The organism is Algihabitans albus (assembly GCF_003572205.1).
GTDB lineage: Bacteria > Pseudomonadota > Alphaproteobacteria > Kiloniellales > DSM-21159 > Algihabitans > Algihabitans albus.
The window spans coordinates 1-15,692 of sequence record NZ_QXNY01000009.1 but is presented as its reverse complement, the minus strand read 5'-3'; the positions used below and the strand labels follow the sequence as shown (position 1 = coordinate 15,692).

General features: G+C 63.5%; 10 protein-coding genes and 1 tRNA gene. All 11 read right to left on the bottom strand.

All coding sequences use genetic code 11. The features are described 5' to 3' along the window. Nucleotides 1–110 precede the first annotated feature (110 nt). The 11 genes from fusA to DBZ32_RS20420 all read right to left on the bottom strand — a co-directional run bounded on the left by fusA (nucleotide 111) and on the right by DBZ32_RS20420 (nucleotide 15,615). Nucleotides 111–2,189 (bottom strand): elongation factor G, encoded by a 2,079-nt coding sequence (gene fusA / locus DBZ32_RS20470; protein ID WP_119169128.1) that lies wholly within the window; start codon nucleotides 2,187–2,189, stop codon nucleotides 111–113. A 34-nt stretch (nucleotides 2,190–2,223) separates the two neighbouring features. Then, nucleotides 2,224–2,694, bottom strand: coding sequence for a 30S ribosomal protein S7 (gene rpsG / locus DBZ32_RS20465; RefSeq protein WP_119169127.1), 471 nt, complete (start codon nucleotides 2,692–2,694; stop codon nucleotides 2,224–2,226). Nucleotides 2,695–3,232: 538 nt separating this feature from the next. Beyond that, nucleotides 3,233–7,438 (bottom strand): DNA-directed RNA polymerase subunit beta', encoded by a 4,206-nt coding sequence (gene rpoC, locus DBZ32_RS20460; RefSeq protein WP_119169126.1) that lies wholly within the window; start codon nucleotides 7,436–7,438, stop codon nucleotides 3,233–3,235. Nucleotides 7,439–7,547: 109 nt separating this feature from the next. After that, nucleotides 7,548–11,717, bottom strand: coding sequence for a DNA-directed RNA polymerase subunit beta (rpoB, locus tag DBZ32_RS20455; RefSeq protein WP_119169125.1), 4,170 nt, complete (start codon nucleotides 11,715–11,717; stop codon nucleotides 7,548–7,550). A gap of 305 nt (nucleotides 11,718–12,022) precedes the next feature. Then, nucleotides 12,023–12,403: a 50S ribosomal protein L7/L12 gene (rplL, locus tag DBZ32_RS20450; RefSeq protein WP_119169124.1), complete on the bottom strand. Its 381-nt coding sequence runs from the start codon at nucleotides 12,401–12,403 to the stop codon at nucleotides 12,023–12,025. Between the two features lie 66 nt (nucleotides 12,404–12,469). Beyond that, entirely contained in the window at nucleotides 12,470–12,988 is a 519-nt protein-coding gene (gene rplJ, locus DBZ32_RS20445; RefSeq protein WP_119169123.1) for a 50S ribosomal protein L10, read from the bottom strand. Between the two features lie 356 nt (nucleotides 12,989–13,344). Next, on the bottom strand, nucleotides 13,345–14,058 hold the full coding sequence (rplA, locus tag DBZ32_RS20440; RefSeq protein WP_119169122.1) for a 50S ribosomal protein L1: 714 nt from the start codon (nucleotides 14,056–14,058) through the stop codon (nucleotides 13,345–13,347). 5 nt (nucleotides 14,059–14,063) lie between these two features. Then, nucleotides 14,064–14,492, bottom strand: a complete 429-nt coding sequence (gene rplK, locus DBZ32_RS20435; protein ID WP_119169121.1) for a 50S ribosomal protein L11 — start codon at nucleotides 14,490–14,492, stop codon at nucleotides 14,064–14,066. 137 nt (nucleotides 14,493–14,629) lie between these two features. Then, nucleotides 14,630–15,166 (bottom strand): transcription termination/antitermination protein NusG, encoded by a 537-nt coding sequence (nusG, locus tag DBZ32_RS20430; protein WP_119169120.1) that lies wholly within the window; start codon nucleotides 15,164–15,166, stop codon nucleotides 14,630–14,632. A gap of 7 nt (nucleotides 15,167–15,173) precedes the next feature. After that, nucleotides 15,174–15,371 (bottom strand): preprotein translocase subunit SecE, encoded by a 198-nt coding sequence (gene secE / locus DBZ32_RS20425; RefSeq protein WP_119169119.1) that lies wholly within the window; start codon nucleotides 15,369–15,371, stop codon nucleotides 15,174–15,176. Nucleotides 15,372–15,539: 168 nt separating this feature from the next. Next, nucleotides 15,540–15,615, bottom strand: a tRNA-Trp gene (locus DBZ32_RS20420). Nucleotides 15,616–15,692: the final 77 nt, after the last annotated feature.

Here is a 15,692-nt window from a genome sequence, read left to right as displayed (position 1 = left end):
CTCAAACTTCGCTTTCGACATATTCCCTGCTCCACCTCTCGGCGCTGGCCCGCCTGTTCAACAGCTCCCGGCTTCCCGGGGTCGGGCCGGAGTGACGCTCAACGCTTCTCTTAAGCCAGCTTCGCCTTGACCTCTTCGGCCACGGCCTGGGGCACCTTCTCGTAGTGAGAGAAGTGCATCGTGTATTGGGCGCGACCCTGGCTCATCGAACGCAGGGTGTTGACGTACCCGAACATGTTGGCCAGCGGCACCATCGCATCGATCACCCGCGCGATACCGCGTTGATCCATGCCAGAGACGTTGCCGCGACGGCTGTTCAGGTCGCCGATGATGTCGCCCATGTACTCCTCGGGCGTCACCACCTCGACTTTCATGATCGGCTCGAGCAGCGTCGGGCCGGCCTTCGGCAAGCCCTCGCGGAAGGCCTGGCGCGACGCGATCTCGAAGGCCAGGACGGACGAATCGACGTCATGATACGCGCCGTCGATCAAGGTCGCCTTGTAGTCGATCACCGGGAAGCCGGCAACCACGCCGCTGTCGTTCGACAGCTTCAGACCCTTCTCGACGCCCGGAACATATTCCTTCGGCACCGAACCGCCGACCACGGCGTTCTCGAACAGGAAACCACTACCCGGTTCGAGCGGCTCGAACACAACCTTGATCCGCGCGAACTGACCCGATCCACCGGTCTGCTTCTTGTGAGTGTAGTCGACCTCGGTCTGCCGGGTGATGGTCTCGCGGTAGGCCACCTGAGGCGCACCGACGTTGGCATCGACTTTGAACTCGCGGCGCATGCGGTCGACGATGATGTCGAGATGCAACTCACCCATGCCCTTGATGACCGTTTGACCGCTTTCCTGGTCGGTGGCGACCTGGAAGGAGGGGTCCTCCTGAGCCAGGCGGTTCAGGGCGATCGACATCTTCTCCATGTCGGCCTTCGTTTTCGGCTCGACCGCGACCTCGATCACCGGATCGGGGAACTCCATGCGCTCCAGCACAATCGGCTTGCTGGGATCGCAGAGAGTGTCGCCGGTCGTGGTGTCCTTCAGACCCGCAATTGCGACGATATCCCCCGCCAGAGCCTCGTCGATCTCTTCGCGGTGATTGGCGTGCATCAAGAGCATGCGGCCGACGCGCTCACGATTGCTCTTCACAGAGTTGAGCACCGAGCTGCCCTTGGTGATCTTGCCCGAGTAGATGCGCACGAAGGTCAACGACCCGACGAAGGGGTCGGTCATGATCTTGAAGGCCAGCCCCGACATCGGCGCATCGTCGTCGGAAGGACGGCTATCCACCTCGTCGCTGTCGGGCTTGACACCCTGAACGTCGACGACGTCCTTCGGCGACGGCATGAAATCGACCACGGCGTCGAGCAGCGGCTGAACGCCCTTGTTCTTGAAGGCCGAACCCAACAGGACCGGCACGAAGGCCAGCTCGCAGGCGCCCTTGCGGATCAGCCGCTTGAGGACTGCCTCGTCAGGCTCCTCGCCTTCGAGGTAGGCTTCCATCGCGGCTTCGTCATGCTCGACAGCCAGCTCGACCAGCTTTTCGCGGTACTCCGCCGCCTGACCGGCCAGATCGGCCGGAATGTCCGTGACGTCCCACTCGGCACCCAGGGACTCGTCGCGCCAGATCAAAGCCTTCATGGCAATCAGGTCGACCACGCCGACGAAGTCGCTCTCGGCGCCGATCGGCAACTGACAGACCAGCGGCGTCGCGCCGAGCCGGTCGATGATCATGTCGACACAGCGGAAGAAGTCGGCACCCGTGCGGTCCATCTTGTTGACGAAGCACATACGGGGGACTTTGTACTTGTCGGCCTGGCGCCAGACCGTCTCCGACTGGGGCTCGACGCCGGCGACCGAGTCGAAGACCGCGACGGCACCGTCGAGCACGCGCAGCGAGCGCTCGACCTCGATGGTGAAGTCGACGTGACCCGGCGTGTCGATGATGTTGATGCGGTGGTCGTTCCAGAAACAGGTCGTCGCGGCCGAGGTAATGGTGATGCCGCGCTCTTGCTCCTGCTCCATCCAATCCATGGTGGCCGCACCCTCGTGCACCTCGCCGATCTTATGGGAGCGGCCGGTGTAGTAGAGGATACGCTCGGTCGTCGTCGTCTTGCCGGCATCGATGTGGGCCATGATGCCGATGTTTCGGTAGCGCTCGAGCGGTGTCTGGCGGGACGACATGATGTCTATTCCTTCGGCGTCTCGGCAGGTGCAGTTACCAGCGATAGTGCGAGAAAGCGCGGTTGGCCTCGGCCATCCGGTGCGTATCCTCGCGCTTCTTCACGGCGGCGCCACGATTGCTGGAGGCGTCCAGCAACTCGTTCGCCAGACGTGCGGTCATGGTGGTCTCGGACCGGCTTCGCGACGCGGTGATCAGCCAGCGAATGGCCAGCGCCTGGGCACGGTCGGTACGAACCTCGACCGGAACCTGATAGGTGGCGCCACCGACGCGGCGCGACCGCACCTCGACATCCGGCTTCACGTTTTCCAAGGCCTCGTGGAACACCCGCAGCGGATCGTTGCCGCCCTTGGAGGCAACACGGTCGAACGCACCGTAGACGATACGTTCGGCAACGGATTTCTTACCGTCGCGCATGAGGTTGCTCATGAACTTCGTCACCACCCGGTCGCCAAACTTGGCGTCGGGGAGAACCTCTCGCTTTTCGGCCCGATGACGACGGGACATCGCTGACTACTCCTCAGTGGTGGCGAAAAGCGCCGCCTCGCTGCCGATCCGTCGCCGCCAGATCCGAGAAGACCAAGCAAACAACGGATCGCCGGCGAGACGTCGCCGAACGACCCTATTCATCTTCAACCAGGTTGCGCTCTCGCGGAGCGAGCGCCGGACCAAGGCGAATATCAGCCTCTCTCCGGTACTTCGGCCACCCGATCGGATCCAGAGATCCGTTTTCTCGTGTACCCGTATGGAGTTGCGTCTAAGCCGCCTGTGGCGCCTACCACCAACTCCCCTGTAGGAACGGCGCGGAACATACGCACGGCTCCGGGGGGCGTCAAGGAAAAGCAAAGGTTTTTTTACCGTCGAGAGGTCCGGGATCCGCCGATGCCCGGTCGACAACCGCACCGAGACGTGGTCGCGGATCGAACAGAGCAGTTTAAGGTTGTATTCTTTCGAATCAGACGGCTGACGGGCCACAAAAAGACGATGGGCGGAGTCCGGAGACTCCGCCCATCTCTGCCTTGCGACACGTTGCCGACCGCCAGCCCTAGGCCACGGAAGCGGACCCGTCGCCGGATTCGGCCTCCACCGCCGCAGCGGCTTCGGCTTCGGCAGCCGCGGCGGCTTCGAGTTCCGCCTGGTTGCGCTCCGCCTCGATCACGGCATCGCGATCCGCAGCCACCCGCTTCAGACGGTTGATCACCGAGCCCGTGCCGGCCGGGATCAGGCGACCGACGATCACGTTCTCCTTGAGGCCGATCAGGTTATCGAGTTTGCCGTTGACCGCGGCTTCGGTGAGGACGCGAGTCGTTTCCTGGAACGAGGCCGCCGAGATGAACGAGCGGGTCTGCAGGCTGGCCTTGGTGATGCCCTGCAGCACCGGACGTCCCTTGGCCGGGATACCGTTGTCGAGCAAGGCGCGATTGTTGGCCTCCTCGTACTCGTCGCGGTCGATCTGCTCGCCGACCAGGAAGGTGGTGTCGCCCCCCTCCAGGATCTCGACCTTCTGCAGCATCTGGCGAACGATCACCTCGATGTGCTTGTCGCTGATCTTTACGCCCTGCAGGCGGTAGACGCTCTGAATCTCGTTGACCAGATACTCCGCCAGCGCCTCGACCCCCAGGATATCCAGGATGTCGTGCGGGACGGGGTTGCCGTCCATCAGCAGGTCGCCGACGCGCACATAGTCGCCTTCCTGAACCGCCAAGTGCTTGCCCTTGGGGATCAGATACTCGACCGCATCGCCGCCGTCCTCCGGCCGCACCACGATCCGCCGCTTGGTCTTGTAGTCGCGGCCGAACTCAACGCGACCTTCGGAGTCGCTGATGATCGCGTAGTCCTTGGGCTTGCGTGCCTCGAACAGCTCGGCCACGCGCGGCAGACCACCGGTGATGTCGCGTGTTTTCGTGGACTCCCGTGGAATACGCGCCAGCACATCGCCGGCCCGCACGGTCGCCCCGTTCTCCACGGAGAGGATCGCGTCGACCGACATGAAATAGCGGGCCTCCGTGCCGTTCGGGAGCGTGACCACGTCGCCCTTCTCGTCGCGCAGGGTGACGCGGGGCCGCAGGTCGGCGCCGCGAGGCTGCTGCTTCCAGTCGGTCACCACACGACTGGAGATGCCGGTGGTCTCGTCGGTGACCTCGCGCATGGAGAGGCCTTCGATGAGGTCGACGTAATTCGCGATACCTTCGCGCTCGGTGATGATGGGGATCGTGTAGGGATCCCACTCGGCCAGCTTCTGGCCCTTCGTCACCTTGGTATCGTCGTCGACCAGCAGTCGTGCTCCGTAGGGCACCCGGTAGCGCGAACGCTCGCGTCCGCCGTCGTCGACCAACACGACCTCCAGATTGCGGCCCATCACGACGGGCACGCCCTCGGAGTTTCCAACGACGTTCTTGTTCTTGATCTGAACCGCGGCGTCGTGGCTGGCCTCCACGCTCGACTGCTCCGCGCCGCGCTGGGCGGCACCGCCGATGTGGAAAGTCCGCATGGTCAGCTGCGTGCCCGGCTCACCGATCGACTGAGCGGCGATCACGCCGATCGCCTCGCCGATGTTGACCTCCGTGCCGCGGGCCAGGTCGCGCCCGTAGCATCGCGCGCAGATGCCGCTACGGGCTTCACAGGTCAGGGGCGAGCGGATCTTCACCGTGTCGAGACCGGCCGTGTCGATACGCTCGATCAGATCCTCGGTGATCATGACGTTGCGCTTGACGATGACCTCGCCCGACAAGGGGTCGATCACGTCCTCGTTGGCGAAGCGCCCGAGAATACGATCGGACAGCGGTGCAATGGTCTCGCCGCCCTCGACCACGGCCGTGGTGGTGAGCCCCTGATCCGTGCCGCAGTCTTCCTCGATGATGATCGCATCCTGCGCGACGTCGACCAGACGACGGGTCAGGTAACCCGAGTTCGCCGTCTTCAAGGCCGTGTCGGCCAAGCCCTTGCGCGCGCCGTGCGTGGAGTTGAAGTACTCCAGAACGCTCAGCCCTTCCTTGAAGTTCGAGATGATCGGCGTCTCGATGATCTCGCCCGACGGCTTGGCCATGAGGCCACGCATACCGGCCAGCTGCTTGATCTGGGTCGGCGAGCCACGGGCGCCCGAATGGGCCATCATGTAGACCGAGTTGATGTCCATGCCGCGCGGGCCGGACATCACCTTCATCATCTCGTCGGCGACCTTGTCGGTCGTGTTCGACCAGACGTCGACCACCTTGTTGTACTTCTCGCCGCGGGTGATCAGGCCTTCCTGATACTGCGACTCGAACTCCTTGACCTGGTCGGTCGCCTCCTCGACGAGCTTGTGCTTGGCGTCGGGGATGATCAGGTCGTCCTTGCCGAAAGAGATGCCGGCACGGCAGGCCTGGCTGAAGCCGAGCTTCATGAGCCGGTCGCAGAAGATCACCGATTCCTTCTGGCCGCAGTGGCGGTAGACCGTATCGATGACCTCCCCGATCTCCTTCTTGGTCAACACGCGGTTGATCAGACGGAAGGGAACGTTCTTGTGGCGCGGCAACAGCTGATAGAGCTGCAGGCGGCCCGGCGTGGTCTCGACCACCTGGTCCGAATGGACGCCCTCGGCGTCGACCAGATCGAGGCGCGCCTTGACCTTGGCATGCAAGGACACGGCCCCGCTGTTCAGGGCGTGATCCACCTCGCCCATGTCGGCGAAGACCATGCCCTCGCCCACTTCCTTCTGGGACTCCATCGCCAGATAGTAGATGCCGAGCACGATGTCCTGACTCGGCACGATGATCGGCTTGCCGTTGGCCGGGCTGAGGATGTTGTTGGTCGACATCATCAGCACGCGGGCTTCGAGCTGCGCCTCGAGCGACAGCGGCACGTGAACGGCCATCTGGTCACCGTCGAAGTCGGCATTGAAGGCCGTGCAGACCAGCGGGTGGAGCTGGATCGCCTTGCCTTCGATCAAGACCGGTTCGAACGCCTGGATGCCCAGCCGGTGCAGCGTCGGCGCGCGGTTCAGCAGCACCGGATGCTCACGGATGACCTCTTCCAGGATATCCCAGACTTCGGGCCGCTCCTTCTCCACCATGCGCTTGGCCGCCTTGATGGTGGAGGCCATGCCGTACAGCTCGAGCTTGGAATAGATGAAGGGCTTGAACAGCTCGAGCGCCATCTTCTTCGGCAGGCCGCACTCATGCAGCTTCAATTCGGGACCCACCACGATGACCGAACGGCCGGAGTAGTCGACGCGCTTGCCCAGCAGGTTCTGGCGGAAACGGCCCTGCTTGCCCTTCAGCATGTCGGACAGCGACTTGAGCGGGCGCTTGTTGGCGCCCGTGATCACGCGGCCGCGACGACCGTTGTCGAACAGCGCGTCCACCGCCTCTTGCAGCATGCGCTTCTCGTTCCGCACGATGATGTCGGGCGCACGCAGCTCGATCAGCCGCTTCAGGCGATTGTTGCGGTTGATGACGCGGCGGTAGAGGTCGTTGAGGTCGGAGGTCGCGAAGCGGCCGCCGTCGAGCGGAACCAGGGGGCGCAGCTCCGGCGGAATAACCGGAACCACGTCCAGGATCATCCACTCGGGACGACCGCGGGATTCCATGAAGGCCTCGATCAGCTTGAGGCGCTTGACGAACTTCTTGCGCTTGACCTCGCTGTTGGTCTCCTTGAGGTCGACCCGCAGCTTGTCGCGCTCGGTCTCCAGGTCGATGGCGCTCAGCATGGACTTCAGCGCCTCGGCGCCGATCATCGCGGTGAAGGAGTCCTCGCCGTACTCATCCTGAAAGTCGATGTACTCCTCTTCCGACAGAAGCTGATGCAGCTTCAGCGGCGTCAGGCCCGGCTCGGTGACCACGTAGTTCTCGAAATAGAGGACCCGCTCGAGATCCTTCAGGGTCATGTCGATCAGCAGGCCGATTCGGCTCGGCAGCGACTTCAGGAACCAGATATGGGCGACCGGACTTGCCAGTTCGATGTGGCCCATGCGCTCGCGGCGGACCTTGGACAAGGTGACTTCCACGCCGCACTTCTCGCAGATCACGCCGCGGAACTTCATCCGCTTGTACTTGCCGCAGAGGCACTCGTAGTCCTTGATCGGCCCGAAAATCCGCGCGCAGAACAGACCGTCGCGCTCCGGCTTGAAGGTCCGATAGTTGATCGTCTCCGGCTTCTTGATCTCACCGAAGGACCAGGAACGAATCTGTTCGGGGCTCGCGATGGCGATGCGGATCTGATCGAAGCTCTGCGGGCCGCTCGACTGGCCGAAGATGTTCATCAAGTCGTTCATAGGTTGGCTCCGCTTGTCCGTTCCGGTGCACGGTACAGTCCGTGCGTAGAGTGCGTAATCGGTTTTACACCGGGCGGCGCCACCATTGCTGGCGCCGCCCGGTCGCTCGTCAGTACCCGCTTTGGCGCAGATCGACGTTGAGGCCGAGCGACTTCAATTCCTTGACCAGGACGTTGAAGGACTCGGGGATACCCGCCTCGAAGGTGTCCTCGCCCTTGACGATCGCCTCGTACACCTTGGTACGGCCGGCCACGTCGTCGGACTTCACCGTCAACATCTCCTGCAGCGTGTAAGCCGCACCGTAGGCCTCCAGCGCCCAGACTTCCATCTCACCGAAGCGCTGGCCGCCGAACTGTGCCTTGCCGCCCAGCGGCTGCTGGGTGACCAGGCTGTACGGGCCGATCGAACGGGCGTGGATCTTGTCGTCCACCAGGTGATGCAGCTTGAGCATGTAGATGTAGCCCACCGTCACCTTGCGGTCGAACTTCTCGCCGGTGCGCCCGTCCCACAGCTTGACCTGGCCGGAGGAGTCCAGCCCCGCCGCCTGCAGCATCTCGACGATGTCGCTTTCGCGCGCACCGTCGAAGACCGGCGTGGCGATCGGCGTTCCGTTGGAGAGATTCCGGCCGAGTTCGAGCAGGTCGTCATCGTTCAGATCGCCGGCCTGCTCCTTCAGCACCTTTTCGCCATAGATCGTCTTGAGCCGCTTCTTGACCTCTTCGGTCTTGCCAGACTGCTGAGCGGTTTCGACCGCCTCGCGGATCTGCCGGCCCAGGCCGGCACAGGCCCAGCCCAAGTGGGTCTCGAGGATCTGACCGACGTTCATCCGGCTGGGCACGCCGAGCGGATTGAGCACGATGTCGACGTGGGTACCGTCCTCCAGGAAGGGCATGTCCTCGATCGGCACGATCTTGGAGATGACGCCCTTGTTGCCGTGCCGGCCGGCCATCTTGTCGCCCGGCTGCAGCTTGCGCTTGGTCGCGATGAAAACCTTGACCATCTTCATCACGCCCGGCGCCAGCTCGTCGCCACGCTGGAGCTTCTCGACCTTGTCGTCGAAACGCGCGACCAGCGCCTTGACGGACTCGTCGAACTGCTTGATCAGCGCCTCGATGTCGCCCTGACGCTCGTCGTTCTTGACCACGATCTGCCGCCACTGCCCCGGCGTATATTCCGACAGCACGGTCTCGGTGATCTTGGTGTCGTCCTTGAAACCCTTCGGGCCCTTCACGCCGGTGTGGTTCAGCAGCAGGTCCTTCAGACGGCCGTAGAAGCTGCGCTCCAGGATCGCCTTTTCATCGTCGCGGTCCTTGGCCAGTCGCTCGATCTCGGCCTTCTCGATCGCCAGGGCACGCTCGTCCTTGTCGACGCCCCGGCGGGAGAAGACGCGCACCTCGACGACGGTACCGGTCACGCCCGGCGGCACCCGCAAGGAGGTGTCGCGCACGTCGGAGGCCTTCTCGCCGAAGATCGCGCGGAGCAGCTTCTCCTCCGGCGTCATGGGCGATTCGCCCTTCGGCGTGACCTTGCCGACCAGAATGTCACCCGCCTGCACTTCGGCGCCGATGTAGCAGATACCGGCCTCGTCCAGATTGCGCAGGGCATCCTCGCCGACGTTGGGGATGTCCCGGGTGATCTCCTCCTGCCCCAGCTTGGTATCGCGGGCCATGACGTCGAACTCCTCGATATGGATCGAGGTGAAGACGTCGTCGCGCACGATGCGCTCGCTGATCAGGATCGAGTCCTCGAAGTTGTAGCCGTTCCAGGGCATGAAAGCGCAGAGCACGTTGCGGCCCAGTGCCAGCTCGCCGAGGTTGGTCGAGGGACCGTCGCCGATGATGTCGCCGCGCTGCACCTCGTCGCCCACCTTGACCAGCGGCCGCTGGGTGATCGAGGTGTTCTGGTTGGAACGCTGGAACTTCAGCAGGTTGTAGATATCGACACCGGGCTCTCCGGAAGCCGTATCCTCGGTCACACGCACCACGATGCGGGTGGCGTCCACCTGGTCGACGACACCGCCGCGGCGGGCCACGATGGTCACGCCGGAGTCCCGCGCCACGGTGGATTCCATGCCGGTGCCGACCAGCGGCGCCTCGCTCTGCAGCAAGGGAACGGCCTGCCGCTGCATGTTGGAGCCCATCAGTGCCCGGTTGGCGTCGTCATTCTCCAGGAAGGGAATCAACGCCGCGGCGACCGAAACCAGCTGCTTCGGCGAGACGTCGATGTACTCGATCTCCTCGGGCCGGGCCATGATGTAGTCGGACCCGGACCGGGACGAAATCAGGTCTTCGACCAGCTTGCCGTTCTTGTCGACCTCGGCATTGGCCTGGGCGATCGTATAGCGGCCTTCCTCCATGGCGGAGAGATAGACCACCTCGTCGGTCACCTTGCTCTTCTCGACCTTGCGGTAGGGGCTTTCGATGAAGCCGTACTGATTGACCCGCGCGTAGGTCGCGAGAGAGTTGATCAGGCCGATGTTCGGACCTTCGGGCGTTTCGATCGGGCAGATCCGGCCGTAATGGGTCGGGTGCACGTCGCGCACCTCGAAACCGGCGCGCTCGCGGGTCAGGCCGCCCGGGCCGAGGGCCGAGAGGCGCCGCTTGTGGGTAACCTCCGACAGCGGGTTGGTCTGGTCCATGAACTGGCTGAGCTGCGAGGAGCCGAAGAACTCCCGCACAGCCGCCGCCGCCGGCTTGGCGTTGATCAGATCGTGCGGCATCACCGAGTCGATTTCGACCGAGGACATGCGCTCCTTGATCGCCCGCTCCATGCGCAGCAGACCGACCCGGTACTGGTTTTCCAACAGCTCGCCAACCGAGCGAACGCGACGGTTACCCAGGTGATCGATGTCGTCGATGTCGCCGCGGCCGTCCTTCAGCTCATGCAGAACCTTCAGGATCGCCAGGATGTCGTGCTTCCGCAGAACGCGAAGCTGGTCGTCCGTCTCGAAATCGAGGCGGGCGTTCATCTTGACGCGGCCGACCGCCGAGAGATCGTAGCGCTCGGAATCGAAGAAGAGGCTGTTGAACATCGCCTCGGCCGTCTCGAGGGTCGGCGGCTCGCCCGGACGCATGACGCGGTAGATGTCGATCAGGGCATCTTCGCGCGTGCGGTTCTTGTCGACCGCCAGCGTGTTGCGCAGGTAGGCGCCGACGTTGACGTGGTCGATCGCGAGCACCGGCAGCTTCTTCACGCCGGCCTCCACCAGACTGGCCATCTGGTCGACCGTCAGTTCCTCGCCGGCCTCGGCCAGCACCAGACCGTTCGATTCGTCGATCAGGTCCTCGGCCAGGTACTGCCCGGCCAGTTCCTCGTCACTGACGCGAACCTCCTTGAGGCCTTCGTCGATCAGCTTGCGCGCCTTGCGCGGAGTCAGCTTTTCCCCGGCCTCCAGAACGGCTTCCCCGGTCTTCGCGTCGATCAGGTCGAAGGCCAGCTTCTGACCGCGGAGGCGCTCGGGATCGAAGGGCGTCTTCCAGGCATCCTTGGCACGGCTGTAGACGACGTTGTCGTAGAAGAGGCTCAGAACCTCTTCGGAGCCCATCCCGACCGCCTCGAAGGGGTCAAGCTGCTTACCTTCGGCCTTGCGCTCCCCGCGCAGCTTCTCGGTGGCCGCGGAGTCGAGCGCGTAGAGCAGGGTCGTCGCCGGCAGTTTCCGGCGCCGGTCGATGCGGACATAGACGATGTCCTTCGCATCGAACTCGAAATCCAGCCAGGAACCGCGATAGGGAATGACCCGCGCCGCGAAGAGATACTTGCCGGAGGAATGAGTCTTGCCGCGATCGTGGTCGAAGAAGACGCCCGGCGAGCGGTGCATCTGCGAGACGATGACACGCTCGGTGCCGTTGACGATGAAGGTGCCGTTCGACGTCATCAAGGGCATGTCGCCCATGTAGACGTCCTGCTCCTTGATGTCGCGAATGGAGCGGGCGCCGGTGTCTTCGTCGACGTCCCAAACCACCAGACGCAAGGTCACCTTCAGCGGCGCCGCATAGGTCATGCCGCGTTGCTGACATTCCTCGACGTCGTACTTCGGATTTTCGAGCTCGTAGCGCACGAACTGCAGTTCGGCACGCTCGGAGAAGTCCCGGATCGGAAAGACCGACTTGAAGACCGCCTGCAACCCGGTCTCGGTGCGGTCCTCCGCCTTGCTGCCCACCTGCAGAAACTGATCGTAGGAGATCTTCTGCACCTCGATCAGGTTCGGCATCTCAGCGATTTCCGGGATACGCCCGAAGCTCTTGCGAATGCGCTTGCGACCCGTGAACGACACCGCCATGCTTTAATCCTCGTCCTCGCACTCGGGGTCGACCGGCCGACCAAAGCCCGCCACCCCCTGAAATTTCAACACCCTGTCACGTCTTCGGCCGCGCCATTTCGACGTGGCCATTTTTCTGCTGTCTGCGCAGCAACCCCGGCCTTCCAGCCTCGAGAGGTTCCTGCGCCGACAGCCGGTCCTTCTCAACCGCGCCGGCTTGCCGCCGCGTCGTCTTGGCAAAGAGCTTCAAACGCGACGACCGGCACGGCGCGGAGAGGTCTTCCGCGCCGGCCGGGCATCAACAAAACTCTAGGCGTCGAAGTGACTTACTTGACCTCAACAGTCGCGCCGACCTCCTCGAGCTTCTTCTTGATCTCTTCGGCTTCCTCCTTGGAGGCGCCTTCCTTAACGGGCTTCGGTGCGCCCTCGACCAGATCCTTGGCCTCCTTGAGGCCGAGTCCGGTGATCGCGCGCACCTCCTTGATCACGTTGATCTTCTTGTCGCCGACGGCGGCAAGAATCACATCGAAATCGGTCTTCTCCTCGGCAGCGGCGGCTTCGCCGCCACCGGCACCACCAGCCGCCGCGACGGCGACCGGAGCAGCGGCGGAAACGCCCCACTCTTCTTCCAACTTCTTCGCCAGCTCGGCCGCCTCGAGGACGGTAAGCTTGGAAAGTTCTTCGACGAGCTTATCCAAATCGGCCATTTCTCAGTTTCCTTCAGACTTGAGCTTCGGTTCTGCGGTCTCTTGGCTCGTGAAACGGCGGCAGTCTCAGGCCGCTTCGTCCTTGGCGCCGTAGGCGGCAAAAACCCGGGCCAGCTGGGCAGCCGGTGCCTGCACAACACCGGCCACTTTCGTAGCCGGAGCCTGCACAACACCAATCAACTTGCCGCGCAACTGGTCGAGGCTCGGCAGGTCGGCCAGCGCCTTGACGCCGTCGGCGTCCAGGACCTGTCCTTCCAAACCACCGCCCAGGATGGTCACCTTGTCGTTCGACTTGGCGAACGTCTGGACCACCTTGGCCGCCGCCACGGGATCATCCGACAGGGCAATGGCCGTCGGACCCGTGAACAGCGACATCAACGCTTCGAACTTGGTGCCTTCGAAAGCGCGCTTCGCGAGCCGGTTCTTGACAACACGGTAGTGCGCCCCCGCCTCTCGCGCCTTGCGCCTCAGGTCGGAGGACTCGGCCACGGTGAGACCCAACTGATGGGTCACGACCACACCCGAGACCTCGCCGAGACGCTCACGCAAGGAGGCGATCAACGCTTCCTTTTCTGCTCGCTCCACGAGTTACCGCTCCCTAGGTTCCGGGCTGCCGCCCGCCGCTTCGACGTTCGGCATCCCGACTGCACAAGGGCACCGCACTAGAGGACCAGGTCCCCGAGCGCGCCGCCCGGTTGGCCTGTCCCGGAAGCTCAAGCCGATCTCGGTACGTCCAAACAGCGGAAGATCCGCCGCAAGGCCGACTTGGACCAACTCGCAACCCCCGTCTATGCAGGCCATCGACTCCAATTCGGCCGATCCTTAAGTCCGGGCGAGTCCCGGACACCTGCAGTCTCGGACAGGTCGGAGGGTGGGCGTCGCCGCCTGCCCTCCTACGCCCCACAGCCGCACCGCCTCGTGGTCCGGCCGTGGAAAATTCCTTACTCGGCGGCCGCCGCGACAGCCGACAGGCTGGCCACGTCCACCTTCACGCCGGGGCCCATCGTCGAGGACAAGGCGATCTTCTTGATGTAGGTCCCCTTCGCCCCACTGGGCTTCGCGCGACTGATCGCCTCGATGAAGGCGCGCACGTTCTCCAGCAACGCCCCCTCCTCGAAGGAGGCCTTGCCGACGCCGGCATGGATCACGCCCGCTTTCTCGGCCCGGAACTCGACCTGGCCACCTTTGGCCGCCTTGACCGCCTCGGCCACGTCGGCCGTGACAGTCCCGAGCTTCGGGTTCGGCATCAAACCGCGCGGCCCGAGAACACGGCCAAGCTTGCCGACGATCGGCATCATGTCCGGCGCGGCGATCACACGGTCGAACGGCAAGTCGCCGCCCTGAACCTTTTCCGCCAGCTCCTCGGCGCCGACGACATCGGCCCCGGCGGCCTCGGCCTCCTCGGCCTTCGCACCCCGCGCGAAGACGGCCACGCGCACCGACTTGCCGGTCCCGTTCGGCAAGGTTACGACACCACGGACGTTCTGGTCGGCGTGACGCGGGTCAACACCCAGATTCATGGCGATCTCGATGGTTTCGTCGAACTTCGCCTTGGCGCCGTCCCGGACGAGCTTCACCGCTTCGTCGAGGCCGTAAAACCGATCCCGGTCGAGCCCCTTCAGGGCCTCGTCCATACGCTTTGCAATTCGAGCCATGACGCTTACTCCACCACCTCGAGGCCCATCGAGCGAGCGGACCCGGCGATGATCTTCATCGCCTCCTCCACGTCGTAGGCATTCAAGTCCTGCATCTTGGTTTCGGCGATCTCGCGCAGTTGCGCGCCGGTCACCTTTCCGACCGTCCCCTGGTTCGGGGTCGCGGAACCTTTCGGCACGCCCGCCGCCTTCTTCAGAAAGAAGGAGGCCGGTGGCGTTTTCGTCTCGAAAGTGAAGGAACGATCGGCATAGGCCGTGATCACCACCGGGATCGGCATGCCCTTCTCGAGACTGTCCGTGGCCGCGTTGAAAGCCTTGCAGAACTCCATGATGTTCAGCCCGCGCTGACCGAGCGCAGGGCCTACCGGCGGCGAGGGGTTGGCCTGCCCCGCCGGAATCTGCAGCTTTATGTAACCAGAAACCTTCTTCGCCATTTCTCAATCACCCCTTCAACGCAGGGTTTCGCGGTTCCGCGGCCATGGCTGACCTCCCGCGCCTGCTCTTCCAAACCGGACGATCGCCCTGCCCCAGCACCCGAGGTGCCAAAAGCGGCCACCGTCCGCACCGACGATCAGGATTTCTCGACCTGACCGTATTCCAACTCGACCGGTGTCGAGCGCCCGAAGATCGACACCGCCACCTTCAGGCGCGCACGCTCTTCATCGACCTCTTCCACCACCCCATTGAAGGAGGTGAAAGGCCCGTCGGAGACCCGCACGCTCTCGCCGATCTCGAAGGTGATCGAGGGCTTCGGCCGCTCGACACCTTCCTGCATCTGCGACATCAGCCGCTCGGCTTCGCGGTCGGGAACCGGTACCGGCCGGCCGCGCTGACCTCCGCCGAGGAAATCCGTCACCTTCGGCGTGTTCTTAACCAAGTGCCAAGTTTGGTCGTTCAATTCCATACGGACCAAAACGTAACCTGGGAAAAACTTACGCTCGGAGCTGACTTTCTGACCACGCCGGATCTCCGTCACCTCTTCGGTCGGCACCAGAACCTCAGGAATCTCTTCCTCGAGGTCGAACGAGACCGCCTGCTCCTTGATCGCCTCGGCGACCTTCTTTTCGAAGCCCGAATAGACGTGGATCACGTACCACCGCAGCGCCATCGCGCGCTTACCCTCCAAAACCAAGAACCAGTCGCACTACCCATGAGAGCGCCTGGTCGACGACGAAGAAAAAGATTGCGGCTAGAAAGACGAAGATGAAGACCATGATGGTCGTCACCGTCGTTTCTTTACGCGTCGGCCAGGTGACTTTCGACACCTCCTGGCGCACCTCGCGGATGAACTGGCCTGGGTTTACTTTGGCCATGGCTGTCGGTTCTTCGCCTTTCCAGACGTCCGCCGCCGAATTCAGTCGGTCGGCTGACGCAAAGTTTCCGAGAGCTGCTTTACCTTACCTAGGCAAAGCCTCCGGGATCATAACCTGCGGCCTTTCGACCACCCCGCCCGCACTGACAACGCGCATCTCCAGGTTGGGTGGCAGGAGTGGAGGGACTCGAACCCCCAGCCCCCGGTTTTGGAGACCGGTGCTCTACCAGTTGAGCTACACTCCTATCGTCGCCTTTCAGCCGGCGACCTTTCCGCCTGCCGGCCCCCTTGGTTCGATCCGACTACTCGACGATTTTGGAGA